24 protein-coding genes are annotated in these 25,782 nt (G+C 68.1%); 10 read left to right on the forward strand and 14 right to left on the reverse strand.

The genetic code is table 11. The features are described from left to right. The 11 genes from CG50_RS11660 to CG50_RS11710 form a co-directional block, all read right to left on the reverse strand. The coding region (locus CG50_RS11660; protein WP_036638525.1) for a transposase at positions 1–148 on the reverse strand (148 nt) is incomplete at its 3' end. A 229-nt stretch (positions 149–377) separates the two neighbouring features. Then, positions 378–1,379, reverse strand: coding sequence for a 4-hydroxyproline epimerase (locus tag CG50_RS11665; protein ID WP_036638531.1), 1,002 nt, complete (start codon positions 1,377–1,379; stop codon positions 378–380). A 66-nt stretch (positions 1,380–1,445) separates the two neighbouring features. Further along, positions 1,446–2,696 (reverse strand): NAD(P)/FAD-dependent oxidoreductase, encoded by a 1,251-nt coding sequence (locus CG50_RS11670; RefSeq protein WP_036638533.1) that lies wholly within the window; start codon positions 2,694–2,696, stop codon positions 1,446–1,448. Then, a complete protein-coding gene (locus tag CG50_RS11675) occupies positions 2,693–4,201 on the reverse strand; it encodes an aldehyde dehydrogenase (NADP(+)) (RefSeq protein ID WP_036638538.1) in 1,509 nt (502 codons plus the stop codon). Before CG50_RS11675 ends, CG50_RS11670 begins: the two co-directional genes overlap by 4 nt. 25 nt (positions 4,202–4,226) lie before the next feature. After that, positions 4,227–5,189, reverse strand: a complete 963-nt coding sequence (locus CG50_RS11680) for a dihydrodipicolinate synthase family protein (protein WP_036638541.1) — start codon at positions 5,187–5,189, stop codon at positions 4,227–4,229. 139 nt (positions 5,190–5,328) lie between these two features. Continuing rightward, on the reverse strand, positions 5,329–6,045 hold the full coding sequence (locus CG50_RS11685; RefSeq protein WP_036638552.1) for a GntR family transcriptional regulator: 717 nt from the start codon (positions 6,043–6,045) through the stop codon (positions 5,329–5,331). A gap of 124 nt (positions 6,046–6,169) precedes the next feature. Beyond that, the gene (lhpI, locus tag CG50_RS11690) at positions 6,170–7,894 is read right to left on the reverse strand and encodes a cis-3-hydroxy-L-proline dehydratase (protein ID WP_051909939.1); all 1,725 of its coding nucleotides are present in this window, start codon (positions 7,892–7,894) and stop codon (positions 6,170–6,172) included. Next, positions 7,891–8,613 (reverse strand): amino acid ABC transporter ATP-binding protein, encoded by a 723-nt coding sequence (locus CG50_RS11695; protein WP_036638554.1) that lies wholly within the window; start codon positions 8,611–8,613, stop codon positions 7,891–7,893. Before CG50_RS11695 ends, lhpI begins: the two co-directional genes overlap by 4 nt. Beyond that, positions 8,606–9,259, reverse strand: coding sequence for an amino acid ABC transporter permease (locus tag CG50_RS11700; protein WP_036638556.1), 654 nt, complete (start codon positions 9,257–9,259; stop codon positions 8,606–8,608). The genes CG50_RS11695 and CG50_RS11700 overlap by 8 nt, the downstream gene beginning before the upstream one ends. A 10-nt stretch (positions 9,260–9,269) precedes the next feature. Next, the gene (locus tag CG50_RS11705; protein WP_036638558.1) at positions 9,270–9,935 is read right to left on the reverse strand and encodes an amino acid ABC transporter permease; all 666 of its coding nucleotides are present in this window, start codon (positions 9,933–9,935) and stop codon (positions 9,270–9,272) included. 69 nt (positions 9,936–10,004) lie between these two features. Next, positions 10,005–10,814, reverse strand: a complete 810-nt coding sequence (locus CG50_RS11710; protein WP_036638560.1) for an ABC transporter substrate-binding protein — start codon at positions 10,812–10,814, stop codon at positions 10,005–10,007. A 285-nt stretch (positions 10,815–11,099) separates the two neighbouring features. On the opposite strand from CG50_RS11710, the gene CG50_RS11715 reads away from it, so the two are divergent. The 9 genes from CG50_RS11715 (at position 11,100) to CG50_RS11755 (ending at position 20,644) form a co-directional block, all read left to right on the forward strand. After that, positions 11,100–12,170 carry a LacI family DNA-binding transcriptional regulator gene (locus CG50_RS11715; RefSeq protein ID WP_036638563.1) on the forward strand — a complete coding sequence of 357 codons (1,071 nt, stop codon included), beginning with the start codon at positions 11,100–11,102 and terminating at the stop codon, positions 12,168–12,170. Then, positions 12,167–13,195, forward strand: a complete 1,029-nt coding sequence (locus CG50_RS11720) for an ABC transporter substrate-binding protein (RefSeq protein WP_036638566.1) — start codon at positions 12,167–12,169, stop codon at positions 13,193–13,195. The genes CG50_RS11715 and CG50_RS11720 overlap by 4 nt, the downstream gene beginning before the upstream one ends. A 207-nt stretch (positions 13,196–13,402) precedes the next feature. After that, positions 13,403–14,230 carry an ABC transporter permease gene (locus CG50_RS11725; RefSeq protein ID WP_036638568.1) on the forward strand — a complete coding sequence of 276 codons (828 nt, stop codon included), beginning with the start codon at positions 13,403–13,405 and terminating at the stop codon, positions 14,228–14,230. Next, positions 14,227–15,006, forward strand: coding sequence for an ABC transporter permease (locus tag CG50_RS11730; RefSeq protein WP_036638570.1), 780 nt, complete (start codon positions 14,227–14,229; stop codon positions 15,004–15,006). The genes CG50_RS11725 and CG50_RS11730 overlap by 4 nt, the downstream gene beginning before the upstream one ends. Beyond that, positions 14,999–16,024 (forward strand): ABC transporter ATP-binding protein, encoded by a 1,026-nt coding sequence (locus CG50_RS11735; protein ID WP_036638573.1) that lies wholly within the window; start codon positions 14,999–15,001, stop codon positions 16,022–16,024. The genes CG50_RS11730 and CG50_RS11735 overlap by 8 nt, the downstream gene beginning before the upstream one ends. Position 16,025: 1 nt before the next feature. Next, positions 16,026–16,952 carry a nucleoside hydrolase gene (locus CG50_RS11740; RefSeq protein ID WP_036638576.1) on the forward strand — a complete coding sequence of 309 codons (927 nt, stop codon included), beginning with the start codon at positions 16,026–16,028 and terminating at the stop codon, positions 16,950–16,952. Further along, positions 16,949–18,757, forward strand: a complete 1,809-nt coding sequence (locus CG50_RS11745) for an adenine deaminase (RefSeq protein WP_036638577.1) — start codon at positions 16,949–16,951, stop codon at positions 18,755–18,757. Before CG50_RS11740 ends, CG50_RS11745 begins: the two co-directional genes overlap by 4 nt. An 8-nt stretch (positions 18,758–18,765) precedes the next feature. Beyond that, positions 18,766–19,959 (forward strand): amidohydrolase, encoded by a 1,194-nt coding sequence (locus CG50_RS11750; RefSeq protein WP_036638579.1) that lies wholly within the window; start codon positions 18,766–18,768, stop codon positions 19,957–19,959. Between the two features lies 1 nt (position 19,960). Beyond that, positions 19,961–20,644 (forward strand): phosphoribosyltransferase, encoded by a 684-nt coding sequence (locus CG50_RS11755; protein WP_036638581.1) that lies wholly within the window; start codon positions 19,961–19,963, stop codon positions 20,642–20,644. A gap of 67 nt (positions 20,645–20,711) precedes the next feature. Here CG50_RS11755 and CG50_RS11760 read toward each other — a convergent pair whose 3' ends face one another. Further along, entirely contained in the window at positions 20,712–22,025 is a 1,314-nt protein-coding gene (locus CG50_RS11760) for an MFS transporter (RefSeq protein ID WP_036638584.1), read from the reverse strand. A gap of 33 nt (positions 22,026–22,058) precedes the next feature. Then, on the reverse strand, positions 22,059–23,267 hold the full coding sequence (lhgO, locus tag CG50_RS11765; protein WP_036638587.1) for an L-2-hydroxyglutarate oxidase: 1,209 nt from the start codon (positions 23,265–23,267) through the stop codon (positions 22,059–22,061). A 140-nt stretch (positions 23,268–23,407) separates the two neighbouring features. Between lhgO and CG50_RS11770 the strand changes: the two genes are divergently transcribed. Then, positions 23,408–24,298, forward strand: coding sequence for a LysR family transcriptional regulator (locus CG50_RS11770; RefSeq protein WP_036638589.1), 891 nt, complete (start codon positions 23,408–23,410; stop codon positions 24,296–24,298). A gap of 176 nt (positions 24,299–24,474) precedes the next feature. Here the strand turns inward: CG50_RS11770 and CG50_RS11775 are convergent, their stop codons facing one another. Beyond that, positions 24,475–25,710 (reverse strand): amidohydrolase family protein, encoded by a 1,236-nt coding sequence (locus tag CG50_RS11775; RefSeq protein WP_036638591.1) that lies wholly within the window; start codon positions 25,708–25,710, stop codon positions 24,475–24,477. Between the last annotated feature and the right edge of the window lie 72 nt (positions 25,711–25,782).

Here is a 25,782-nt window from a genome sequence, read left to right on the forward strand (position 1 = left end):
GCAACTGGTCCCGCCACTGCTTGATCTGGTTCGGATGAACGTCGAAATCCTGCGCCAGCTCGATCAGCGTCTTCTCGCCCTTGATCGCAGCCACCGCCACTTTCGCCTTGAATGCCGGGCTGTGGTTCCGGCGCGGTCGTCTTGCCATAGTCTTCTCCTCGCTCGCAGCATCATGCCGCTGTTGCGCAGAAAATCCACTTATCCCGGCTGTTCAGATTTCCGCAGCCAGCTCTTTCCGCTGGGTCGATACAGCTCCGCATTCCTGATCTCCTTGTCCCCGGAGACCAGGAAAACGTCAGATCGCAGTTTCCGTCACGGTCCGATTTCCGGGGAGGAGCTCACGCACCATCAAACCGTGGGATAACCCCCGGCCCGGATCACTTCACCACGAAGCCATGGGCGAAGGGGTCGCGGTCGTCGATCATGATGGTGTTGAACCCGGTCTGGCGCGCCCATCCGGCGACCGAGGGGATGACGCCGGCGAAATCGCCCACCGTCACCGCCGCCTCGACCCGGCCCTTGAACACCGAGCCGATGATCGATTCGTGCCAGAACTCTTCGCCCACCGAGAGCAGCCCCTTGGCCGCACGCTGCGCGATCCGGGCCGAGGTGCCGGTGCCGCAGGGGCTGCGGTCGATGGCCTTGTCGCCATACAGAACCGCGTTGCGCCCGTGCGCGCCCGGCTGCGTCGGCTTGCCGGTCCACTGGATGTGGTGGACGCCGTTGATCTCGGGGTAGAGCGGGTGGACGAACTCGTATTTCGCCGCGATGGCGTCGCGCAGCCGGTTGCCGTATTCGATCAGCTCGGCCGCGGTGTAATCGGCCATGTCGCGATAATTCTTCTGCTCCTCGACGATGGCATAGAAATTGCCGCCATAGGCGACATCGAAGACGATCTCGCCCATCCCCTCGACCTCGGCGGTCAGCCCCTCGGCCGCCAGATAGGCCGGCACGTTGGTCAGACGCACTTCCTCGACGAAGCGGCCCTCCTGACGGTATTCGATATCGACCTTGCCGGCCGGCACCTCGATCGACAGCTTGCCCGGTTCGCGCGGCGTGATCAGCCCGTTCTCGATGCCCATGGTGATGGTGCCGATGGTGCCGTGACCGCACATCGGCAGGCAACCCGAGGTCTCGATGAACAGCACGGCAACCTGACAGTCGGGCCGGGTCGGCGGGTAAAGGATGGTGCCCGACATCATGTCATGGCCGCGCGGCTCGAACATCAGGCCGGTGCGGATCCAGTCGAATTCGCGCAGGAAATGGGCGCGCTTTTCCAGCATCGTCGCGCCGGCGAGCAGCGGGCCGCCGCCGGCGACCAGACGCACCGGATTGCCGCAGGTGTGGCCGTCAATGCAGGTGAAGGTGTGAACGGACATCGGATATACCTCCGCGGGCGTCGGCCCGCTCAGAACAGGGAAGGGATCGGGGCTCGGAAGCGCGGTTCAGAAGCGCTGCGGCGAGAACGGGGAAAGGTCGATGGGCGGCGTCGCACCGCTGAGCAGATCTGCCACCACCCGTGCGGTGCCCGCCGATTGCGTCAGCCCGAGGTGGCCGTGCCCGAAAGCATAGACCACCCGCCGGCTCGCCTTGGCGAACCCGAGTGCGGGCAGGCTGTCGGGCAGCGACGGACGGAACCCCATCCACTGCACGCCGCCTCCGGTCTTCAGCCCCGGCAGGAAGGCCGCGGCCTTTGTCAGCATCGCCTCGGAGCGTTTGAAGTTCGGTTTCAGCTCCAGCCCGCCGAGTTCGACCGCACCGCCGACGCGCACCCCGGTGGAAAGCCGCGACACCACGAAGCCATGGCCGCCGAAGGTCACCTGACAGCGCAGATCGAAGGCATCCGCGGGCAGCGTGGTGTTGTAGCCCCGTTCGGTCTGAAGCGGGATCTTCTCGCCCAGACTGCGCGCGATGCGGTGCGAGAACGCCCCCGCCGCCAGAACGACCTTCGAGGCGCGCAGCAGCACCCGGTCGGCGGCGATCGCCTCGACCCCGGTTTCGGTCGGTTTCAGGGCGCCGATCTCGGCGGTGAGCAGCTGGCCGCCCTGCGCGCGGAACCGCTCGGCCAGCGCGAGAGTGTAAAGCTTCGGATCGGCGATGGAATACCATCCGGGGGTGAAGGTGCCGTGGGTGAAGCGCGGCGCGATGCCGGGCTGCACCGCTTCCATCTCGGCCGCGCTCATATGGGTGAACTCGATGCCGTGGCGGGCGCGGGCCTCCCAGCCCGGAAGGCTTGCGCGGAACTGCGCCTCGCCCTCGTAGACCTCGAGGTTGCCATCCTTGCGCAGCATCCCGAGCGTGCCGGTGCTGGACAGGAAGCCCTCGAGTTCCGCTTTCGACAGATCCATCATCGCGGTCTGCGCCTTCGCCGAGGCCGCTACCCGGTCGGGCGCGCAGGCGCGCACGAAGCGCATCAGCCATGGCAGCATCTGCACCGCATAGGCCGGCGGCAGGCTCAGCGGTCCGAGCGGATCGAGCAGCCATTTCGGCGCCTTCAGGAAGATCTTCGGCGAGGCGAGGGGGAAGATGTCGGTGAAAGCGAAGGCGCCGGCATTGCCCGCCGAGGCGCCGGCGGCCGGCCCCTCGCGGTCGACCACCGTCACCGAAAACCCGCGTTCCTGGGCCGCGAGCGCGGCCGAAAGTCCGATGACCCCGGCCCCGATCACAAGCACATCGGTGGTGACAACATCGCTCATTGCAGATCCTCTGGCAGAATGGCGGCCGGCATGTTCTGGTAGCAGACCGGGCGCAGGAAACGACGGATCGCCATCGTCCCCACCGAGGTCGCCCCGAAATTCGTCGAGGCCGGATAGGGCCCGCCGTGAACCATGGCCGAGGCCACTTCTACCCCCGTCGGGAAGCCGTTGACCAGCACGCGACCGGCCTTGCGCTCCAGAATCCGGCGCAGCTGGCCGGCCTGCGCGGTATCTGCCTGCGTCATGTGCATCGTGGCGGTCAGCTGACCTTCCAGCCCGCGCGCGAGATTCAGCATTTCCGCCTCGTCGCGCACCCGCACGACGAGACCGACGGGGCCGAACACCTCGTGGCCAAGCGTCGCATCGGCGAGGAAGCCGGCGCAGTCGGTTTCGAACAGCGCGGGCAGCGCGTTGCGCCCGGCGGTCTGCGGCGCCATCAGGGTGCGCGCGGCGTTGCTGTGGGCCAGCCGGTCGATGCCGGCGCGGCAGGCGGCGGCTATGCCGTCGGTCAGCATGACCTGCGGCCCGACCCCGGCCAGCGCGGCCACGGAGGCGGCGACGAAGGCATCGCCCGCATCGCCCTCGGGCACGACGGCGATGCCGGGATTGGTGCAGAACTGCCCCGCCCCGGCGGTGAGCGAGGCCGCCCAGCCGGAACCGAGCGTCTGCGCCCCGTCACCGGCGAGCGCGCCGGGCAGCAGGAACATCGGGTTGACGGAGCCGAGCTCGCCGAAGAACGGGATCGGCTCGGGGCGTTTCATGCACAGATCGAACAGCGCCCGGCCGCCGGCGAGGCTGCCGGTGAAGCCGACGGCGCGGATCAGCGGATGGGTGACCAGCGCCGCGCCGATGGCCGTCGTGCTGCCCTGCACCATCGAGAACACCCCGGGATGCAGGCCGCAACGCACCACCGCGGCGCGGATCGCGTCGGCGACGATCTCGCCGGTGCCGGGATGGGCGGGGTGGCCCTTGACGACGACCGGGCAGCCCGCCGCCAGCGCCGAGGCCGTATCGCCCCCCGCCACCGAGAAGGCGAGCGGGAAGTTCGACGCGCCGAATACCGCGACCGGGCCGATGGGACGCTGGATCAGCCGCAGTTCCGGGCGGGGCAGGGGCTTGCGGTCGGGCAGCGCCGGATCGGTGCGGCGGTCGAGGTAATCGCCCGCCTCGATCTCGTCGGCGAACAGGCGCAACTGAGCCGTGGTGCGGCCGCGCTCGCCTTCGAGGCGGGCCACCGGCAGGCCGGATTCGTCATGCGCGATTTCGGTCAGGGCGGGGCCCCGGGCCTCGATCTCTTCGGCGATGGTGCGCAGGAAGGTGGCGCGGGTGCTGCGCGCGGTGTCGGCATAGCTCCAGAAGGCGTCCTCGGCCGCCTCGCAGGCCTCAGCGATCAGCGCGGGCGTGCCCTCGGCGAAGCGCTGCGCCGGGCCGGTGGCGGGGGAGGACAGAAAGCTGTCCCCGGCACCGACCCAGGTTCCCGCGATCAGGTGTTGTCCGTTCAGCATGGTCTGTCTCCCCCGGTGGCCGCGATCAGCGCTTGCAGGCCTGAACGGCGCCCGGCAGCTTGCTCCAGCTGGCATACCAGGTGTCGAACAGCGCCAGCTGCTTGGCGATGAAGCCCTTCTGGCTGTCGCTGAGAACGTCGGTCTCGTTGAAGTGCAGCGTGTATTCGGCATCGCCCTTCAGAACCATCATGTATTTGAAATACAAGACAAGATCCGGACCGGCATCGACCGCCGACAGCACCGCGAGCGCGGCTTCCAGTTCCTGCGCGCGCACGCGGGCGTCGACATCGCCCTTCGCGGCGGCCTCGCACAGGGCGCACAGATGCAGCACCTCGGCCGGCAGGACGTTGCCGATGCCGGTGATCGCGCCGGCCGCGCCGCAGTTGACGAAGCCGTGGAACACGCAGGTGTCGACGCCGATCATCAGCGACACCTCGTCATCGCGCGAGGTGATCGCCTGCGCCGCGTAGGTCATGTCGTCGGCGCCGCCGAATTCCTTGAAGCCGATCAGGTTCGGATGCTTCGCGCGCAGCGCGAAGAACAGATCGGCGCGGGTGGCGAAGCCGTAATAGGGGCTGTTGTAGATCACCGCCGGAAGGTCCGGCGCGGCGGCGAGGATGGCCTCGAAATGCGCCTTCTGCGCCGCGATCACGGGACCGCGCGACAGAACCCGCGGGATCACCATCAGACCCTTCGCGCCGACCTTCTGCGCATGGGCGGCCAGCGCCACGGCGGATTTCGTGTTGATCGCGCCGGTGCCGACGATCACCTTGATCCCGGCGTTCACCAGCGCCTCGACGCCCTGCATCCGCTCGGCATCGGTCAGCAGCGGCCAGTCGCCCATCGAGCCGCAGTAGACCACCGCCGACATGCCCGCCGCGACCAGTTCGCGTGCCTTGCTGACGAGAGCGTCGAAATCGGGGGTGCGGTCGGCCTTGCACGGGGTCATCAGCGCCGGGATGCAGCCGGTGAAGATCGTCGAATCCATGATGTTCTCCTGTTGGGAAGGGCCGCGTGGGGGGCCGTTCGAATCTTGTGTCTGCTGATTTAATATCACTTGTATTTTAGTTGTCGACAAAAATTCCGCGCCGCCCGATGCCGGTTTCGCGACCCCTCGTTTCGCGCGTTCAGAGGGGGATGTCGTGGCGCCGGTCGCGGGCGATCATCTGCTGGATCTGGGCGACGATCTGGTCGGCATGGGTGCGCCCGAGCCGGTCGCACAGCGCGACATCGCGTGCCTCGATGGCGGCGATCATCTCGTCATGTTCGACCACGTAGCGATGCGGCAGCCGGTCGTCGAACGACAGGTAATACAGCCGCAGCAGGCGCCGCCCCTCGTCCAGCAGCCGGCAGAACAGGCCGGTGAAATAGGGGTTGCGGCCGGCCTCGGCGATGGCGGCGTGGAAGTCGCGGTTGGTCGAGATCATCTCCTGCGCGTCCTGGGTGTCGACGGCGTGCGAGAACGCCGCCTGACAGGCCCGGATCTTCGCCATGTCGGCTTCGGTGTGGTTTTCCGCCGCCAGCCGGGTAGTGACGCGATACATCAGCGTCAGCGCGTCGAAGAAGGTGTGCAGGTTCAGAAAGTCGATGTTCGACACCACGGTCGAGCGGTTCGGCAGCGTGCTGACCAGCCCCTCGCTCGCCAGCCGCACCAGCGCCTCGCGGATCGGGGTGCGCGACATGTTCAGCCGCTCGGACAGCTGCACCTCGTCGATCAGGCTGCCCGGCGGCAGGGTCAGGTTCAGGATATCGCGGCGCAACACCTCGTAGACATGCTGGGCACCGGAGCCGCGCTTGCGCTCGGGCTGGGTTTCCTCCGCGGGGGTGTCGCTGCGCTTCGCCATGGTCGCGTGTTTCCTTTGCGCGATGCGCGCGAGGGGGGGGGTGCGCGCGGTTTCGTCGGTCGGCCGGGTGGGTCGCTTTCGGGCGACCATAGGGGGATGCCGGGCGTTGATCCAGCCGGCTCGGCTATTGCTGTGTTGTCCGCTCCGCCGTCAGCCAGTCCGGCAGGCGGTGTGGCGCGCGGCCGCTCAGCGCGGCCTCGGCGCAGGCGGCGATCGGGCCGAAGCGCACCGCGCGCCCGGACAGGCCGGGGCCGTAATGGGCATATTTGCCGGAATTGGTCATCAGCGCGCGCGCCCCGGGCGGGAACAGCGGCTCCGAGATCGAGCACCAGCACAGATCGGGCAGCACCTGCACGCCCGAACGTTCCAGTGCGCCGAGCGTGCCCTCGGCCTGAGCCTGGGCGATCACCGCACGCCCGGCGGTGACGATGGTCGACACCGCGACGCGCCGCCCGTCGAGCGCCCGCGCCAGCGCCCGGCACTCGGCGAGCGCGGCGTGCGGGCTGCCGATGGCGATCAGATCGACGGTCTCTGTTTCGGCGTTCAGGCTGTGCCAGCCGGCCCGCATCGCCGCGCGGTCGAGGACCGCGGTATCGGCGGCGGGCGACAGAAGCTGGGCCTCGGGGGTGACGCCCTCGACATGCAGCATCGGCGCGGCCGAGGTGGTGCCGAACGCCGCGCACAGCGCTTTCAGATCGTCGCGCGAGGGCGACAGATGCGCCAGCCCGCGCAGCAGCGGGATGCGGTCGGGCGCCGCCTTGCCCGCGAGATAGCCCACCAGCGGCCAGAACGCGTCGTCCACCGTTTCGGGGGCCTCGACCGTCACGATCCGCGTCGCGTCGCGGTTCTCGTCGAGGTAGACCCCCGACAGCGGGGCGCGCCCGGTGATCGCGATGCACAGATCGAGGAAATCCGGGTGCTTCGCCGTGCGCGCCCCCAGAACGCTGTTGGCATAGATCACCGCATTCGATTCCGCCCAGGCGATGGCCTCGCCCTCGGCCGGTGCGGTGTCGAGAAGATAGGGCGCGCAGGTGAAACTGGGCTGGCAGCCCATGCGAACATACGCATCCGCGAGCCGCGCCGCCGGGCCGCAGAAATCGGGCGCCACGCCCTGTGCCTGCCAGTTGCGCCGGTCGACCGAGATCGCGTTCATCGTCGTCGGCACCCGCACCCGGGCGCCGAGGCCGGCCATCGTCTCGGCGAAGGTCAGATTTGCGGGGCTGGCATAGATGCAGCCGTCGACATGGCCCTGAGTGACGTCGATCAGCCGGCGCGCGCCCTGCTGGCGCGCCATCGCGCAGACGATGCGCATCGCCTGCGCCGTCGCCGCACCCTGCGCCCCGTCGTGCATCGCGCGGTCGGCGTCGCTCAGCCAGAGCGGGAGGCTGTCGGGTCTGTGCAGCGGCCAGACTTCGGACCCGAAGGCGATTTCGTCCGGCGTGATGCGGGCCTCGGGGGCGGCGCTCAGCCGGGCGAAGACATCGGGCGTCAGCCGCACCACCGCCAGCCGCTGGCCGAACATCTCGGCCGCGATCAGCGCACCGAGGGTGAGGACGTCCTCCCCCTCGCAAAACACCAGTGCCGCCGGGCCGCGCCCGTTCAGCACCATGTCGAGAAGCACCCCCGAGCCGGTGCACGACCCCCGCGACGACGGCATCGCCAGCACCGCCCCGCTCAGGCAGCGGCCCCGCAACGGGTGGTGCACGTCGATCACCCGTGCCGTCGCGGGATCGACGCCGCCCCAGAAGCTCAGCGGTTCGGGGCTGGCGATCACCGGCCCCGCCGCGGTGCCGGGCAGCACCGAGACCCCCGCCCCCTGCGCAGTGCCCTCGCCCGGCGCCGGGGTCAATGCGTCGCCGCCAGGAACTGCTGCAGCTCGGCCGTCTTCGGGGCGCCGAACAGCTCTTCGGGGGGGGCGATCTCGGCCATGACGCCCTTGTGGAAGAACGCCACCCGGTCCGAGACCTCGCGGGCGAACTTCATCTCGTGGGTGACGCAGATCATGGTCATCCCCTCGGAGGCCAGCATCCGCAGCGTGTCGAGCACCTCGCCCACCAGCTGCGGATCGAGCGCCGAGGTCACCTCGTCGAACAGCATGTATTCGGGCGACATCGCCAGCGCGCGGGCGATCGCCATGCGCTGTTGCTGGCCCCCCGACAGCCGGCCGGGATAGGTCGACAGCTTCTCGCCCAGACCGACGTGACGCAGCTGGCGCACGGCGATCTCCTCGGCTTCGGCCTTGCTCATCTTCAGCACCTTGCGCGGCGCGAGGGTGACGTTTTCCAGCACCGTCAGATGCGGGAAGGCGTTCCACTGCTGGAACACGATGCCGATCTTCTCGCGCAGCTTGTTGAGGTTGGTGCGCTTGTCATGCACATCCTGGCCGTCGACCTTGATGGAACCGGAATCGATCGGCTCTAGACCGTTGATGCAGGTCAGCAGCGTCGACTTGCCGGAACCCGAGCCGCCGATGATGGTGACGACCTCGCCGTTCTTCACCGTCAGGTCGATGCCTTTCAGCACCTCGAGCTGGCCGAAGGATTTCCGGACTTTCTCGATCTCAATCATTGGACCACCGTTTTTCGAGATACCCGCCGAACCGGGCGATGGGGAAGCTGATGATGAAGTAGAACGCGCCGCAGATCAGCAGCAGGAACAGCGGCTCCTGCAGGCGGGTGATGAGGATCTGCGTCGATTTCAGCAGCTCCGTCACCTGCACCACATAGACCAGCGCCGAATCCTTCATCACGCCGAGCGCGAGCCCGATCCATGACGGCAGCGCGATCCGCGTCGCCAGCGGCAGCACGATATGGGTCATGTCCTGAAACCAGCTCATGCCCAGAGAGCGCGCGGCGCGGCGCGTGTTCGACGGCACCGCCTGAATGCCGCCGCGCACGATCTCGGCGCAATAGGCGGCGGTGTAAAGCGACAGCACCGCACAGGCGACGGTGAAGCCCGACATCTTCAGCCGCAGCACCGTGCCGATGAAGGCATTGGCCAGCACCAGCTGGATCAGCAGCGGGATCGAACGGAACAGATCCAGCACGAAGGTCACCGGCGCCGCGAGAACCGGCCCCGCCTGATAGCGGAAGATGCCAAACGCGATGCCGAGCACCGTGCCGATCGCCACCGCGATGGCGGTGACGAGGATCGTCATCCCCGCGCCCTGCGCGAGAAAGATCAGATCGTCGATCCCGAGGGATGTGTTGAACATGTCTGCCCCCTCAGTAACGGAACAGCCGCGCGGCCAAAAGCCGGGCGCCGAAGGTGATGATCTTGGTGATCGCGTAGAAGATCGCCGCGGCGATGGCGAACAGCTCGAAGGTGCGGAAGCTGATGGCGTTCAGCGCCTGGGTCACGCCGTAAAGGTCGGTGTTCATCCCCACCGTCACCCCGAGCGAGGTCATCAGAACCGCCCAGACCATCTGATTGGTCATCGGCAGGAACGAGATGCGCAGCATCTGCGGCAGCACGATCCAGCCGAACGCCTGCACCCCCGTCATCCCGAGCGAGCGCCCGGCGCGGGTCTGGGTCTCGGGGATCGCCTTCAGCGCGCCGCGGAAGTTCTCGGCCAGATAGCCGGCGTTGTTGAAGGTGATGCCGATCAGCAGCGAGGTGAACGGGCTCAGATGGATGCCGAAGCTGCCCAGCCCGAAATGCGCCATGTAGATCTGGAACAGTGCCGGGGTGTTGCGCGCGATCTCGACCCAGCCGGTGGCGAGTGCGGACAGCGTGCGCCATCCCGACAGCCGCGCCCCCGTCAGCAGCACCGCGAACACGATGCCGAGCACCATCGACGCCAGTGCGATCTCGACCGTGACCAGCGCGCCGTCCAGCATCTGCGGCAGCTTCTGGAACGCCTGGTTCCAGTGGAATGTGTAATGAAACATGATCGCCCCGTGTCTGGCGTCAGCCCGGAAACGGCGCCGCCCGTTCAGGCGGCGCCGCGGGTCCGGGGCTCAGCGATAGACGCCGTGGATCGTCAGATCGGCCGGCTCGCCGTCGCCGATCCACTTGTGATACAGCTCGGCATAGCGGCCGGTGCGGACCTGCTGGTTGATGAACAGGTTCATGTAATTGATGAAGCCGTATTCGTCGCGACGGGTGAACAGCGACACGTAATCGGGCACCATCGGGGTCTTGCCGGCGTTCACCAGACCGGGGAAGTTGCCCGACTTGATGTTCGAATTGGCGACTTCGGTGGTGGCGACGGTGGCGTCGATCTGCCCCTGGCTGAGCGCGAGGAACACATCCGCCTGCGACTGATACGGGCGGAAGGTGCCGGTGCCCCATTCCTTGACCTTGCCCTCGAGCCAGATCGCCTCATAGGTGCCGGCGGTCGCGCCGACGGTCTTGCCCTTCATGTCTTCCCAGGTCTTGATGCCCGATTTCTCGTTGGCGACGACGGCATCTTCAAAGGCGTAATAGGGAACCGACATGCCGACGGTCTTGGCGCGTTCGAGCGTGTCCGAGGTGGAGGCGACACCGACATCGACCTTGCCCGACATCAGTGCGGGGATACGCTCGGGGAAGGTGGTCTCGACCATCTCGGCCTTCACGCCGAGCGCCTTTGCGAGGTCGTTGCAATAGTCGACATCGAAGCCCGCGGGCTTGTTGTCCTTGTCGCGCATCCCCATCGGCGGGAAGTCGAGGACCACCGCACAGCGCAGCGTGCCCGACGAGATCACATCGTCGAGCATATCCGCATGGGCGGGCAGCGCGAGGCCGGCAGCAAGAACCAGGCCGCTGAAAGCGACGGTGAATTTCATGGATATCTCCCTTGGTTGATCGGCTCGATTGCGATTCGAATCTGATTATTCGGGCAGCCTACACGCTCGGCCCGAAACGGCAAATACAAAGATTATACAAAGCGTGTTTTCGGTGAGCGGGGCCCGCGGGCAGGTCGGGTGCAGGGGATTGCGGCGGGTTTCGCCGGGATGGCGACCGGATAAGGCGACGAAACCCCATCGACAAGCCGGCAGCGATCGCCTAAATCGAGATTAAACGTTTAATCAACTTTTCTCCCGTCCGGCATGACCCATTTCCGACCCAGCATGAGTCTGATTGCCACCCGGCTTGGCGTGTCGGTTGCCTCGGTGTCGAATGCGCTGGCGGGCAAGGGCCGGGTCTCGCCCGAGCTGGCCGGACGTATCCGCGAGGTGGCGGCGGAAGTGGGTTACGTGCCGCGCATGGCGGGGCGCGCGCTGCGCACGGGGCGCTCGCAGGTGCTGGGGCTGGTGCTGCCCGACATCGCCAACCCGTTGTTTCCGCAGATCGCCCAGGCCATCGAAAGTGCGGCGGCGGCGGCGGGCTACGGCATTCTCATCGCCGATTCGCGCAATGACGTCGCCACCCAGACGCAGGTGATTGGCCGGCTTCTGGAACGCGGCGTCGACGGGGTGGCCATCGTGCTGCGCCGCGGCACGCGGGTGGCCGACATCGGCATTCCGGTCGCGGTGATCGACTCGCCCTCGACGCCGGGCAACACGGTCTCGGCCGACCACTGGCAGGGCGGGCAACTGGTGATGGAGCATCTGCTGTCCCTCGGGCATCGCAAGATCCTGATCGTCGGCAACAACCCGGCCTCGAATGTGCAGAATGATCGGATCGGAGGGATGCGGTCGTGCCTCGGTGCGGAAGTGCACAGCGAGGTGATCTGGGTCGAGAAGATCGAGGCCGCGCATGGCAAGGGCTGCGCGCTCGGCCTGGCGGACTATGCCCGGCGCGGGTTCACCGCCTGCGCGACGGTCTCAGATCTGACGGCGTTGCGCGCCCTGACCGAGGTTCTTGGCGCCGGCATCGCGGTGCCCGAGGCGATGAGCGTGACCGGCTTCGACGATCTGGTCTGGTCGGCGGTGGTGCGTCCGTCGCTGACCACGCTCCAGATGGACATGGCGACCATCGCGACCGTCGCGGTCGAGGCGCTGGTCGCCGCCATCGGCACCGACAGCGGCCCGCGCGGCCCGGTGCGCCCGCTGCCGGGCCGCCCCGACCGCGTGCCGATGCGCCTGATCGCGCGCCAGAGCACCGCCCGCCCCGATGCCGCCAACGCGCAGCCTGCCCATCCGGTCCCGGCGCGGACCGGTCCGAACCAGAACGATTCCAACGGAGGTTTCCCCACATGAAATGGCACACCGTGCTCAGCTCGGCCATGGCGCTGACCCTCGGGGTCGGCGGCGCGGCTCAGGCTCAGGAGAAGACGCTGACGATCTCGGTCTACGCCTTCGCGCAGGACGAGTATAACCAGATCCTCTACAAGCCCTTCGAGGAGAAATGCGGCTGCAAGCTGGTCGTCGAGACCGGCAACAGCGTCGAGCGTCTGGCCAAGATGGAGGCCAACAAGGCCGCCCCGGTGGTCGACATGGCGGTGATCTCGACGACCGACGCCCTTCAGGCAAGCCGCGCCGGGCTGATCGACACCATCGACACCTCGAAATTGTCGAACTACGGCAAGCTTTACGACATCGCCAAGGATCCGAACGGCGACGGCAAGAGCGTGGGTTACACGTTCTACGCGACCTCCATCGTCTACCGCACCGACAAGATGAAGATCACCTCCTGGGCGGATCTGCTGAAGCCGGAATATGCCTCGCACGTGGCCTGGCCGAACATCACCACCAATCAGGGCCCGCCCGCGCTGTTCATGCTGGGCACCGCGCTCGGCCAGACCGCGCCGGATCTGAAGGCGCCCATCGCCGCCATCGCCGACAAGAAGGACGACATCGTCACCTTCTACGTGAAGTCCTCGCAGCTCGTGCAGCTGATGCAGCAAGAAGAGATCTGGGCCGCGCCGATCGGGCGGTTCTCCTGGGCGCCGTTCGCGAAGCTCGATCTGCCGCTTGGCTGGGCGACGCCGAAGGAAGGCCAGACCGGCGGCATGAACGTGATGGTGCTGACCAAGGGCGGCAAGAACCGGGATCTGGCGCTTCAGTTCATGGATTACTGGCTCTCGACCGAGGTGCAGACCAAGATCGCCGAGGCGATGATCGACAGCCCCGCCAACGCCGAAGTCAAGGTTTCGGACGCGGTGGCGAACAACATCACCTATGGCGAGGACACCGCGAAGAACCTGAAGCTGATCCCCGCGGCCGTGGCGCTCGACAACCGCGACGCCTGGCTTGCCGAGTGGAACGCCAAGGTCGGCCAGTAACCGGCCCGGTCCGCGACGCCCTGCCCAAAGCCGGCGCCCTCTCCGGGCTCCGGCCTGCCGCTGCCCGGAAACCTCCCCGTCCGGACGGCGGCATCCGTTTCCGCCCGTTCTTCCATCACGGAACGGGCGGAAACGGACAACCGACATGATCCGTGCGGGGCCCGTCCCGCACCCCGGACCGAAAGCTCCAGACCGAAAGGTTGGCACATGTTCCACAACCGGGCCGAAGCCTATGCGCTTGCCCTTCCGGCGGCGGTCTTCGCCGCCATCGTCTTTCTGGTGCCGGTGGGCCTGCTGCTCTCCGAGGGGCTGCATGGCCCGGGCGGCTGGTCGCTCTCGGCCTATGTGCAGTTCTTTTCCGAGCCGCTGAACCAGAAGATCTTTCTGCGCACGCTGAAGCTCGGGCTTATGGTCACGGCGACGGCGGCGGTGATCGGTTACGCGACGGCCTATGCCATCGTCTCGATGCCCGCGGGCACGAAGGGGCGGATGATCGGCCTCGTGGTGTTGCCGATGATGATTTCGCCGGTGGCGCGCACCTATGCCTGGATCGTGATCCTCGGGCGCACCGGCATCGTCAACGAGGCGCTGAAATTCGTCGGGCTGACCGACGCGCCGATCCGCTTCCTGTTCACCGAGACGGCGGTGTTCCTCGGGCTGTTGCAACTGTTCCTGCCGCTGATGATCATCTCGCTGGTCAGCGCGCTGGAGAACCTGCCGAAGGACGCGGTGCCGGCGGCGCGCATCCTCGGGGCGAACTGGTTGCAGGTCTTCGTCAAGATCATCCTGCCCTTGACGCGCGAGGGGCTGATCGTGGGCGGCACGCTGGTGTTCACCGGATCGCTCACCGCCTATATCACGCCCGCGATCCTCGGCGGTTCCAAGGTGCTGATGCTGGAGACGCTGCTTTACCAGCAGGTCACCGTCGCCAGCAACTTCCCCGCCGCCTCGGTCATCGCCTTCCTGCTGATCGCGATGAGCTTCTCGGCGAATATCCTGCTGCGCCGCATCGCCACCGCGAGGAGCGGAAAATGACCCGGAACATTCTTGCCCCCCTCACCCTCGGCCTCGTGCTGCTGTTCCTGATCGGGCCGTTCATCATCATCGTCGCGGCCTCCTTCTCGGCGGGCGAGACGCTGGCCTTCCCGCCGCAGGGCTTCTCGTTCAAATGGATCGCCAAGGTCTTCACCGTCGAGAGCTTCCGGCAAAGTTTCGGCACCTCGCTGTTTCTCGCCATCGGCGGCACGCTGGCGGCGCTGATCCTCGGTATTCCGGCGGCCTATGCGATGTCGCGCTACCGGCTGCCCGGCGCGGAAACCGTGCGCTTCATGGTCTCGCTGCCGATCGTGGTGCCGGGCATCGTGGTGGGCCTCGCGCTGCTGCGCTACTTCGTCATTCCGGCCGGGGTGCCGATCCTGCTCGCGCTGTTTCTCGCCCATACCGCGCTGATCCTGCCCTATGCGGTGCGCGTCGTCTCGGCGAGCCTCGCGAACCTGCGTTCCGACATGGAGGAGGCGGCGGTGATCCTCGGCGCCTCGCGGATCGGGGCCTTCGTGCGGGTGGTGCTGCCCAATATCCGCGGCGGGATCCTCGCGGCCTTCATCCTCGGCTTCGTCACCAGCTTCAATCAGGTGCCGGTGTCGCTGTTCCTGTCGGGTCCGGGGGTGCGCACGCTGCCCATCGACATGCTCGGTTACATGGAGATCGTGTTCGATCCTTCCATCGCGGCGCTGTCCTCGCTTCTCGCCTTCCTGTCCATCGGCATCGTGCTTCTGGCCGAACGTTTTCTGGGGTTCTCCCGCTATGTCTGACATGTCCTTCCTGCGCCTCGACGGGCTGACGCTCGCCTATGGCAAGACCCCCGCCGTCGAGGGGCTGAACCTCGACATCCACCGCGGCGAGCTGATCGCGCTGCTCGGCCCCTCGGGCTGCGGCAAGACCACGACGATGCGCGCCATCGCCGGGCTGATGCCGGTGCGCGCGGGTCAGATCACGCTCGACGGGCGCGACATCACCCGCGTCGCCGCGAACCGGCGCGAGGTCGGTCTGGTGTTCCAGTCCTATGCGCTGTTCCCGCATCTGACGGTGTTCGAGAACGTGGCCTTCGGGCTGCGGCTCAAGGGGATGTCGGGCAAGGCGCTCGAAGACAAGGTGATGGCGGCCATCGCCTCGGTCGGGCTGACGCCTTTCGCGCAGCGCAAGACGCCCGACATGTCGGGCGGGCAGCAGCAGCGCGTGGCGCTCGCGCGGTCCATGGTGATGGAGCCGAAGGTTCTGATGCTGGACGAGCCCTTGTCCAACCTCGACGCGCGGTTGCGGCTGGAGATGCGGACCGAGCTCCAGCGCGTGCAGAAGAAGACCGGGCTGACGATGATCTTCGTGACCCATGACCAGATCGAGGCGCTGGCCTTGGCCGACCGCATCGTCGTGATGCGCAACGGCGCGATCGAGCAGATCGGCACGCCCGAGGACATCTACAACCGCCCCGAATCCGCCTTCGTCGCGGATTTCGTCGGCTTCGAGACGATCTTCGCGCTGAAGGACGGCGCGATGGTGACGAAGGGCGAACCCGTGCCGGTGCCGGATGCGCCCGCGGGGGCGGCGGCGCTCGCCTGGCGGCCGCGCGCCGTGACCTTCGGCGAGGGGCGGTTCGAGGGCACGGTGCTGTCCTCGTCCTTCGCCGGCAGCGCGCGGGAGTATCTGCTCGACACCCCCCTCGGCCCGGTGAAGGCCGAGGTCGACGCCGCCTTGCCGGCCCATGATCTGGGCGCGACGGTGCGCTTCGATCTGCCGGTCGCGACGGCGGCCGCGCTGCGCCGGGCCGAGTGACATGAGCGGGATCTGGATCGACACCGACATGGGCTTTGACGACATCGCCGCCGTTCTGGTGACGCTGCATCAGGGCGCGGATGTCGACGGCATTTCGCTGGTGTTCGGCAATGCGCCGCTTGCGCAGGTCGCGCGTAACGCGGCCGGGGCGGCGCGGGCCTTCGCCTGGCGGATGCCGATGCACCTGGGCGCGGCGGGTCCGGTGCTCGGCCGGACGGAAACGGCACAGGCGATCCTCGGCGAAACCGGCATCCCGACGCGCGGCGCGACGCTGCCCGACGCCCCTGCCGTCGCCACGGGCAACGCGTTTCTTGCGCTGTGCCGCTGGCTTGAAACGGCGTCTGCGCCGCGCCGGATCCTCGCGCTCGGGCCGCTGACCAATATCGCCACGCTGGTTCTGGCGCGCCCCGATCTCGCGGCGCGGATCGACGATCTGGTGTGGATGGGCGGCGGGCTCGGCATGGGCAATCACACCGCCTCGGCCGAGTTCAACGCCCTTGCCGACCCCGAGGCCGCGGCCATCGTCTTCGCCCGCGTGAAAGGCGCGGTGATGGTCGATCTCGACTTCTGCCGCCGGATTTTGGCCGGGTCCGAGACCGTCGCGCCCATCGCCCGCGCGGGCGGGCGCAACGCCGCGCTTCTCGCCGATCTGTTCGGCGGTTTCGTCGACATCGCGCTGTCGCGCGGCCGGCCGGCGATGGCGCTTTACGACCCGGCGGCGGCGGCGGTGTTCATGCGCCCCGACCTCGTCACCCTGCGCGAGGCGCGCATCGACGTCGAATGCGCCGGCACGCTGACCCGCGGCCGCACCGTGGTCGAGACCCGCCCCGGCCGCGCGCCGTTCAACGCCCGCTTCGCCGAGGGCGGCGACATGGCGGCGATCCGCGCGCTGATCCTTGACACCCTGAGCGCCGAGGCCGCCAAATGAGCGCGCTCTCCCAACCGATGGACCTCGCCGATCCGGCGCTGCGGCTGCGCGCGACGGCCGCCGCCCGGGGCGCGGCGCCCTTCGATCTGCTGCTGACGAACGGCATTGTCATCGACATGGCGACGGGCGAACGCCGCCCCGCCGACATCGGCATCTGCGGCGCGCTGATCGCCTCGGTCCACACGCCGGGCACGCGCGCGGATGCCGCGCGGGCGATCGACCTGGCCGGCGCCTTCGTGTCTCCCGGGCTGATCGACACGCATATGCATGTCGAAAGCTCGATGGTGACGCCCGCGACCTATGCCCGTGCGGTGCTGGCGCGCGGGGTGACCACGGTCGCCTGGGATCCGCATGAATTCGGCAATGTCCACGGGCTGGCGGGCGTCGATTACGCCATCGCGGCGACCCGCGATCTCGGTCTGCGCTTCGTGGTGCTGGCGCCGTCCTGCGTGCCCTCGGCCCCCGGTCTCGAACGGGGCGGGGCGGATTTCGACGCCGCGACCGTCGCGCAGATCCTCGCCCGCCCCGAGATCGGCGGCATCGCCGAGGTCATGACCATGCGCGACGTGATCGACGGCAGGCCGCGGATGAGCGGCATCGTCCACGCCGGGCTTCAGGCCGGAAAGCCCGTCTGCGGTCATGCCCGCGGGCTGAGCGGGCCGGACCTTCAGGCCTTCATGGCGGCGGGGGTCAGTTCGGATCACGAGCTGACCTCGGCCGGGGATCTGATGGAGAAGCTGCGCGCCGGTCTGACCATCGAGATGCGCGGCTCGCACGATCATCTGCTGCCCGAATTCGTCGCGGCGCTGAACCGCCTCGGCCGGTTGCCGCAGACGGTGACGCTGTGCACCGACGACGTGTTCCCCGACGATCTGCTGAGCGCAGGCGGGCTCGACGATGTGGTGCGCCGGCTGGTGCGCTACGGGATGGCGCCCGAATGGGCGTTGCAGGCGGCGACGCTGAACGGTGCGCGCCGGCTCGGGCGCGACGACCTCGGCCTGATCGCGGCGGGGCGGCGCGCGGACATTGCCGTCTTCGCCGATCTGAGCGGCTTCGCCGCCGATCTCGTCATCGCGAATGGCGCGGTGGTGGCCGAAGATGGCGCGCTGGCCCGCCCTGTCCCCGACCTGCCCCCGCCTGCGGGCTTCACCCGCTCGGTTCACCTCGCCCCGCTGAGCCCTGACGATTTCACCCTTCCGGCCGAGGGCGCGCGCGCCCGCGTCGCCACCATCGACCAGCCCCGCTTCACCCGCTGGGGCGAGGCCGAAACCGAAATCCGCGACGGCCGCGTCATGCCCCCCGAGGGCGCGACGCTGATCTCCGTCATCCACCGCCACGGCCTCGCCGATCCGCGCCCGCGGGTCGGGTTCCTGCGCGGCTGGGGCGCGTGGCGCGGCGGCTTCGCCACCACGGTCTCGCATGACAGCCACAACCTGACGCTGTTCGGCGCCACGCCCGAGGATCTGGCGCTGGCCGCCAACACCGTCATCGCGATGGGCGGCGGCATGGCGGCGGTCTCGGGCGGCGAGGTGCTGGCACGGCTGGCACTCCCTGTCTCGGGCCTCGTGTCGGACGCGGCGCTGGCCGATGTCGCGCATGATTTCGCAAAACTGCGCGCCGCGATGGACCGCATCGTCGACTGGCAGCCGCCTTACCTGATCTTCAAGGCCTGCTTCGGCGCGACGCTCGCGTGCAACGCCGGCCCCCATCAGACCGACCGCGGCATCGCGGATGTGGAGAGGGGCACGCTTCTCGCTTCGCCCATCCTCGCGGTCTATCCCGACACCGATCATCGAAAGGGCTGAGAGCCGACATGAGCGACAGCATCGCAGAGAATTTCATCGACGACGATCTGGCATTCCTGACCGCGCTGCGCCACGATCTCCATGCCCATCCCGAGCTTGGCTTCGAGGAAGAGCGCACCTCTGACATCGTGGCGGGCCTGCTGGCCGAAGCCGGGATCGAGGTCCATCGCGGCCTTGGCGGCACCGGCGTCGTCGGCACCTTGCAGATCGGCAATGGCACGCGCCGGATCGGGCTGCGCGCCGACATGGATGCGCTGGCGATGCCGGAACTGGTCGATCGGCCCTACCGCTCGACCGCGCCGGGCAAGATGCACGCCTGCGGCCATGACGGGCACACCGCCTTGCTGATCGGCGCGGCGCGGGCCTTGGCGAAATCGCGCAGCTTCTCGGGCACGGTGCATTTCATCTTCCAGCCGGCCGAGGAAGGCCGGGGCGGCGCGCGCCGCATGGTGAAGGACGGGCTGTTCAAGCTGTTTCCCTGCGATGCGGTCTACGGTCTGCACAACATGCCGGGCCTTGCCACCGACGAGATCGCCGTGGTCGAGGGGCCGCAGCTTGCGTCCTCGGACAGCTGGCGGGTGACGCTGAAGGGCACCGGCACCCATGGCGCGAAGCCGCATCTGGGCCACGATCCGATGCCGGCGCTGGCGGCGTTTCTGGCGGCGTTGCAGACCATTCCGGGCCGCGATGTCGATCCGTTGCAACCCGCCGTGGTCAGCGCCTGCGCGATCCGCGCCGGCAACCCCGAGGCGCTGAACGTCATCCCCGAAACCATCGAGATCGGCGGCACCGCCCGCGCCTATGACCCCCATGTCCGCGACCAGCTGGAGGCCGGGATCGGCCGTCTGGCCCATGGTGCTGCGGCGATGGCCGGCATCGCGGCCGAATACACCTACATCCGCCGCATCCCGCCGGTCATCAACGACCCGGACGCGACGGCGCGCGCGCTCGGCGCGGCGCGCGACGTGTTCGGCGCGAAGGTGCGCACGGCCTTTCCGCCCTCGACCGCGGGCGACGATTTCGCCGATTTCGCGGCCGAGGCGCCGGGCTGCTATGTCTGGCTCGGCAACGGGCCGGCGGTCGAGGGCGCGCTGCACCACAATGGCGCCTATGATTTCAACGATGCCGCCATCGGGCCGGGCGTGCGCTACTGGACCCGTCTGGTCGAGCGCGAGCTGGCGCCCGAGAAAACCGAGGCCTGACATGCAACCGCACGATTTCTGGCAAGAGATCTTCCCCGCCGGCCAGTTCCCGACCGGGGGCGGTCACGACGGCTTCTACCCCGCCGCGCTGCCCGACGGGCGGCAGATCCTGTTGCCGATCCGCCCGCTCGGCGATGGGGAACATGCGCTCGCCTCGCTGATCGTCAATCAGGCGAGTTTCGCGGTGCTCGACGCGCTGGTCGAGACGCTGGTGGAAAAACTCCGGCCGTTTCAGGCGGATGTTATCGCCGGGTTGCCGACGCTCGGGTTGACGCTGGCCTCGGCGGTGGCGCGGCGGCTGGGGCATGGGCGGTATGTGCCGCTCGGCACCTCGCGCAAGTTCTGGTATGACGAGGCGCTTTCGGTGCCCTTGTCGTCGATCACCACGCCCGGGCAGGCGAAACGGCTTTACGTCGATCCGCGCATGTTGCCCCTGTTGCAGGGACGGCGCGTGGTGCTGATCGACGACGTGATTTCCTCGGGCCGGTCGATCCGGGCGGGGTTGTCGCTGCTTGACGGTATCGGCGTGCGCCCGGTCGCGACGGCGGCGGCGATGCTGCAATCCGAGCGCTGGCGCGACGATCCCGAGACCCCCTATCGCGGCTGGACGGACACGGTTCTGGGCTGCTTCGCGACGCCGATCCTGAACAAGGGCGCGGACGGGCGCTGGTATCGACCGGCCTAGCCGGCCGCCGGATCGTCCGGCGGCCCGCGGATTGCATGGCAGGCGGGTCAGATGGCAGGTGCAGCGATCAGTTCTTGCCCGACGTGAACCGGCGCCCCTGATCGAAAAGCGCGGCCACGCTGACCAGAAGCCCCGAGATCACCAGGATCGCCACGACGCCCCCGGTCGCGTGGGTCGGCGACTGCGCCACCATCGCCAGCGCTCCGAGCGGCGCCAGACCGCCGGCGATCGCCGTCCCTATCTCGCGCGAGGTGCCGACGCCGGTCGAGCGCACATGCACCGGGAACTGACGGCTGAGGAACGATCCCTGCGGCGCGAACATCATCGGCGCCAGAAGGCCCGTCCCGACGATCAGCGCCAGATAGATATAACCTGTCTGCGCCGTCCCGAGCAGCGTCAGGAACGGCTGCGCGAACAGCGCCGACAGGATGCCGCCGACGATCAGCACCTTGCGGCTGCTGAACCGGTCGCACAGCCAGCCGAAGGTGGGCACCGCGAAAATCGCCACCATGCTCGCCAGCGTCACCGACAGCGAGGTGACATGCGCCGTCACCCCCTTGAACTGGGTCAGATAGGCGAGCGAGAAGGTCTTGAAGATATAGCTCACCGAATTGTAGCCGATCGCCAGCACGAACACGACGAGGACACTGCGCCAGCAGGTGCGGAACAGCTCTTTCAGCGAGGCCCGGCGCGCCTCGGTTTGGGCCTTGCGGGCATATTCCGGGGTCTCGGGCAGGCTGGTGCGCACCCAGATCCCGACGAAGACCAGCGCGAAGCTCAGCAGGAACGGAATCCGCCAGCCGCCGTTTTGCAAGAACGTATCGCCCCCCCAGGTCAGCAGGTAGATCGTCAGCGACGACAGCAGCAGACCGAGATTGAGACCGAGTGCCGGCCAGGCCCCCTGCCGTCCCTTGCGTCCCTCGCTGGCGTGTTCGTAAGAGGTGACGGCAGCCCCCGCGAGTTCCGCCCCCGCCCCCAGACCCTGCACGATGCGCAGCACCACCAGCAGGGCGGGCGCCAGCACCCCGATGGTCTCATAGCCCGGGATCAGCCCGATTGCCGCCGTGCACACGCCCATCAGCGTGAAGGTCACGGCCAGCATCTTCTTGCGGCCCAGACGGTCGCCCAGATAGCCGAACAGGATGCCGCCGACCGGACGGGCGACGAAACCGATGGCAAAGGTCGAGAACGCCGCGAGCGTCGCGGTCTTCGGGTCGCTCTTGTCGAAGAACACCTTCGAGAACACGATGGAAGCCATCGTGGCGTAAAGATAGAAATCGTACCATTCGAGCATGGAGCCCACCACCGTGGCGAGGGCCACCTTGCGGTTGCGCTTTTTCGCCTCGGCGGCCGTTTCCGGCGACGGGGTATCAACGGTCATGACGATCAATCCTCCTCCAGTTGATCTTGTCGGTCATTCGAGCGCGAGAACCTCGCGCACGATGTATTCGGCGATGGCCAGCGATGACGTGGCCCCGGGCGAGGGCGCGTTGCGGATATGGGTCACCCGGCCGCGGCGGCGGATCACGAAATCGTCCACCAGCCTGCCGTCCCGGGTCATCGCCTGCGCCCGGATCCCGCGCACCGCGGGCTTCACGCCCACCGCCGCCAGCGAGGGCACGTATTTCGCCGCCTCGCCGACGAAGACCTTCGCGCTCATCACCGTCTTCAGCTCGCGCAGCGTCGCCGCGCCGTTGCGGGCGGCGAATTTCCACAGCCCCGGATAAGTCGCGAAGTCGAGAACGTCGCGCAGATCGACCGCCCGGCCCGAGTAATTCTCGCGCCCGAACGAGATGAAGGCATTCGGCCCGATGGTCATCTCGCCGTCGATCCGCTTGGTGAAATGCACGCCGAGAAACGGGAATTTCGGGTCCGGGACCGGGTAGATCAGGCCCCGCACATGGCTGCGGAAGGCCGGGTCGATCACGTAATACTGGCCGAAGAAGGGCACGATGCGCGGGTCTGCCTCGTCCCCCGAGGCCTCGGCCAGGCGGTCGGACTGCAGCCCCGAACAGGTGACCACCAGATCGAAGGGCCGGTCGTCGAACGCCCCGTCGCGGCCCATCACGAACACGCCCTGCGGCCGCTCGTCGAGGCGGGTGACCGCTGCCGAGGTGCGGATGATCCCGCCGCGCCGGATCACCTCTTCGGCGATCTTGCCGGCGATGGCACCATAAGAGACGATGGCGGTATGCGGCGAATGCAGCGCCCGGATCCCGACGCTGTTCGGCTCGATCTCGCGCAGCTCCTCGGGCCCGATCAGCCGCACATCGGGAACGCCATTGGCCGTCGCCTTGGCGAAGATCGCTTCGAGGCGCGGAATTTCCTCGGCCCCGAGGGCCACCACAACCTTGCCGCATTCGTCGAACGGCAGATCGTTCTCGGCGCAATAGCTGCGCACGAGCTGCGCCCCGCGGGTGCACAGGCGCGCCTTCAGGCCACCCGGCTCGTAATACAGACCGGCATGAACGACGCCCGAATTGTGGCTCGACTGATGCCGGGCGACGGCCTCTTCCTTCTCGAAGACCGTGAGTGCGATCCCCGGATGATCGAGCAGCATCTGCCGCGCCACCGCCAGCCCGTTGATCCCGCCGCCGACGACGGCGACACGCCTGATTGCCATGATCCCTCCTTCGCATCCCACCGACGGATGCCCCGGAAAATGGCAGTGCCAGAGATACATATTGAAAAAAAGAGAGATATATCGAAGCGTGATATTCGCTAAAAGCGAAGATGAAACAGCCCCCGCCCGGAGTTCCGCCGATGACGCTGAAGCAGCTCGAAGCCTTTTACCTTTGCGCCACCAGCGCCAGTTTCGCGATCGCGGCCGAGCGGCTGCATCTGGCGCTGTCGTCGCTGTCGAAGCGGATCGGCGAACTCGAGGCTTCGCTCGGGGTCGTGCTGTTCGACCGCTCGGGCCAGAAGGCGGTGCTGACCGAGGCCGGCGAACGGCTGCTGCCGCGCGCGGTCGAATTGCTGGAGCTGTCCACCACGCTGCGCCGCGAGGTCTCGGCCGAGGCGGTGCTGACCGGGCGTTGCGTGTTCGGGGTGGGCGAACTCGGGGCGGTGACATGGCTGCCCGCCTTCATCGCGCGGGTGAAGGCGGCGCATCCGAAACTTCAGCTCGCGCCGTTCATCAGCGTGGGCAATGTCCTCGAAGAGCGCATCGGGCGCGGCGAACTCGATTTCGCGGTGGTGGCGGGGCGCTCGTCGCGCAGCAGCATCGTGTCGCAGAAGATCACCGAGGGCCGGTTCGTCTGGGCCCGCGCGCCGGGGTTCGAGCCGGGGCGGAGCATCGCCGGGCTGCTGTCGGCCGGGGTTCCTCTGGTCGCGCTGCCGCCTTCGGCCGGAACCACGCGGCTGATCGACGACTGGCTGACCGCGGCGCAGGTGACGCAGGTGCAGCGGCTCGATTGCAACAACTGGTGGTCGATCGCGGGAATGCTGGTGCTGTCGGTCGGGGTCGGCATCCTGCCCTGCGCGATTGCCGAAAGCTATTTCCGGCGCGGCCTGCTGCGCCCCGCAAAGGAGGCCATCGCGCTGACCCCGATGGCCTATTCCTTCCAGAGCCGGCGCGGCGACACCCGCCCGCTGATCGCGAGTATGCTGGCCCATGCCAGGACCTCGGCCGATCTCGACACACCGGTCCTCTGACCGGGCGGCCCGGATCGGGAAATCGCCACCGTCGCGGCCCGCCACGGGCGGGCCGCCCTTGTCTCAATGCGCGGAGACGGAAATCCTGGCCTTGTGGCGATCCAGCCCGGTGAACGTCCTGTCGAGCTTCCGGAAGTCGTGAGAAAGACCGCCGATCCGGTCATCTTGCAGCGCGATCATGGGGTCCCGGCATCGGGGGCGAAGATCCGGCTGCGGCCGTTGTCGAAGCTCATCCGCCCGCGCTTCCAGCCGCAGCGCACCCGCCCGATCCGGGCGATGGCATCGGCGGGCGATGCGGCCTCGATCAGCACGATGTCGGCGGGCGCGCCGGTCGTCAGCGCGGCGCTCATCCCCATCGCCGCCGCCGCCCCGTCCGAGACCATGGCGAAGGCGGCCGCCAGATCCTCGGGGCGCGAGAGCTGCGCGACATTGGCATAGAGATTGGCCATCCGCAGCAGCGAGGCATCGCCATAGGGCGTGAACGGGTTCATCACGTTGTTCGTGGCCAGCGCGGTGCGCACGCCGGCCTGATGCAGCCGATGCACCGGCGCGACGCCGCGCGGCACCAGACGGTCCGCGCCGCGCCCGTTCAGGAACAGATCCGTCGCCGGCAGTGCCGTCACCGCGATGCCCGCGCGCGCGAGATCGGCCGCGACCTCGGCCAGACGCTCGGGCCCCATCGCCGACAGGTTGGTCACATGGCCGATCGTCACCCGCCCGCCCCAGCCGCGCGCCTCGGTCTCGCGCAGCACGGCGGGAAGGTCGGTATGCGCGGGGTCGAGGTCGAAATCGAGGTGGAAATCCGCGTCCACGTCGAACGCCTGCGCCAGATCGAAGATCGCCTTCACATGCGCCACGGGGTCGGGGTCGGCATAGGGGCAACCGCCGACCAGATCCGCGCCCATCTCCAGCGCTTGGTGCAGCAGGGTCAGGGTCTCTGGCTCCTGCGTCAGGCCTTCCTGGGCGAAGGCGCACAGCTGCAGATCTAGGGCGAAGCGATACTCCTCGCGCAGCCGCAACAGCGCCGTCAGGCTGCGCAGCCCGGCGCGCGGATCGACCTCGACGAAGCTGCGCATCCGCATCGTGCCATGCGAGATCGCCCGTTCGATCACGCTGCGCGCGCGGGTGTGAACGTCTGCCTCGGTGAAACCGGCCTTGGCGCGGGCGGTCTCGCGGATGGCCTCGGACAAGGTGCCGTCATGGATGGTGCAGCGGTCCAGAATACAGGCCTTGTCGAGGTGAACATGGCTGTCCGAGAACCCGGCGCAGGCGAACAGCCCCTCGCCGTCATGCTCGGCCGTCGCGGGCAGCGACAGCCCCGGCCCGATGGCCGCGATCCGCCCGGCGTCGAGCGCGATATCCGCCACCGTTCCCTGATGTCCGATGCGGACATTGCGCAAGATCAGGTCCATCGCGCCCTCCCGAAGGTTTCGGCCGAAGCGTGCGGCAGCGCCCCGGCGGGATCAAGCGCGAAAGCGGGGCTG

Origin of the sequence: Paenirhodobacter enshiensis (assembly GCF_000740785.1) — a bacterium.
Taxonomy (GTDB): Bacteria; Pseudomonadota; Alphaproteobacteria; order Rhodobacterales; family Rhodobacteraceae; genus Rhodobacter; species Rhodobacter enshiensis.

Coding starts and splice junctions, on each gene's coding strand:
- CG50_RS11665 (WP_036638531.1), bottom strand. CDS start 1,379: ATGTCCGTTCACACCTTCACCTGCATTGACGGCCACACCTGCGGCAAT.
- CG50_RS11670 (WP_036638533.1), bottom strand. CDS start 2,696: ATGAGCGATGTTGTCACCACCGATGTGCTTGTGATCGGGGCCGGGGTC.
- CG50_RS11675 (WP_036638538.1), bottom strand. CDS start 4,201: ATGCTGAACGGACAACACCTGATCGCGGGAACCTGGGTCGGTGCCGGG.
- CG50_RS11680 (WP_036638541.1), bottom strand. CDS start 5,189: ATGGATTCGACGATCTTCACCGGCTGCATCCCGGCGCTGATGACCCCG.
- CG50_RS11685 (WP_036638552.1), bottom strand. CDS start 6,045: ATGGCGAAGCGCAGCGACACCCCCGCGGAGGAAACCCAGCCCGAGCGC.
- CG50_RS11695 (WP_036638554.1), bottom strand. CDS start 8,613: ATGATTGAGATCGAGAAAGTCCGGAAATCCTTCGGCCAGCTCGAGGTG.
- CG50_RS11700 (WP_036638556.1), bottom strand. CDS start 9,259: ATGTTCAACACATCCCTCGGGATCGACGATCTGATCTTTCTCGCGCAG.
- CG50_RS11705 (WP_036638558.1), bottom strand. CDS start 9,935: ATGTTTCATTACACATTCCACTGGAACCAGGCGTTCCAGAAGCTGCCG.
- CG50_RS11710 (WP_036638560.1), bottom strand. CDS start 10,814: ATGAAATTCACCGTCGCTTTCAGCGGCCTGGTTCTTGCTGCCGGCCTC.
- CG50_RS11715 (WP_036638563.1), top strand. CDS start 11,100: ATGAGTCTGATTGCCACCCGGCTTGGCGTGTCGGTTGCCTCGGTGTCG.
- CG50_RS11720 (WP_036638566.1), top strand. CDS start 12,167: ATGAAATGGCACACCGTGCTCAGCTCGGCCATGGCGCTGACCCTCGGG.
- CG50_RS11725 (WP_036638568.1), top strand. CDS start 13,403: ATGTTCCACAACCGGGCCGAAGCCTATGCGCTTGCCCTTCCGGCGGCG.
- CG50_RS11730 (WP_036638570.1), top strand. CDS start 14,227: ATGACCCGGAACATTCTTGCCCCCCTCACCCTCGGCCTCGTGCTGCTG.
- CG50_RS11735 (WP_036638573.1), top strand. CDS start 14,999: ATGTCTGACATGTCCTTCCTGCGCCTCGACGGGCTGACGCTCGCCTAT.
- CG50_RS11740 (WP_036638576.1), top strand. CDS start 16,026: ATGAGCGGGATCTGGATCGACACCGACATGGGCTTTGACGACATCGCC.
- CG50_RS11745 (WP_036638577.1), top strand. CDS start 16,949: ATGAGCGCGCTCTCCCAACCGATGGACCTCGCCGATCCGGCGCTGCGG.
- CG50_RS11750 (WP_036638579.1), top strand. CDS start 18,766: ATGAGCGACAGCATCGCAGAGAATTTCATCGACGACGATCTGGCATTC.
- CG50_RS11755 (WP_036638581.1), top strand. CDS start 19,961: ATGCAACCGCACGATTTCTGGCAAGAGATCTTCCCCGCCGGCCAGTTC.
- CG50_RS11760 (WP_036638584.1), bottom strand. CDS start 22,025: ATGACCGTTGATACCCCGTCGCCGGAAACGGCCGCCGAGGCGAAAAAG.
- lhgO (WP_036638587.1), bottom strand. CDS start 23,267: ATGGCAATCAGGCGTGTCGCCGTCGTCGGCGGCGGGATCAACGGGCTG.
- CG50_RS11770 (WP_036638589.1), top strand. CDS start 23,408: ATGACGCTGAAGCAGCTCGAAGCCTTTTACCTTTGCGCCACCAGCGCC.
- CG50_RS11775 (WP_036638591.1), bottom strand. CDS start 25,710: ATGGACCTGATCTTGCGCAATGTCCGCATCGGACATCAGGGAACGGTG.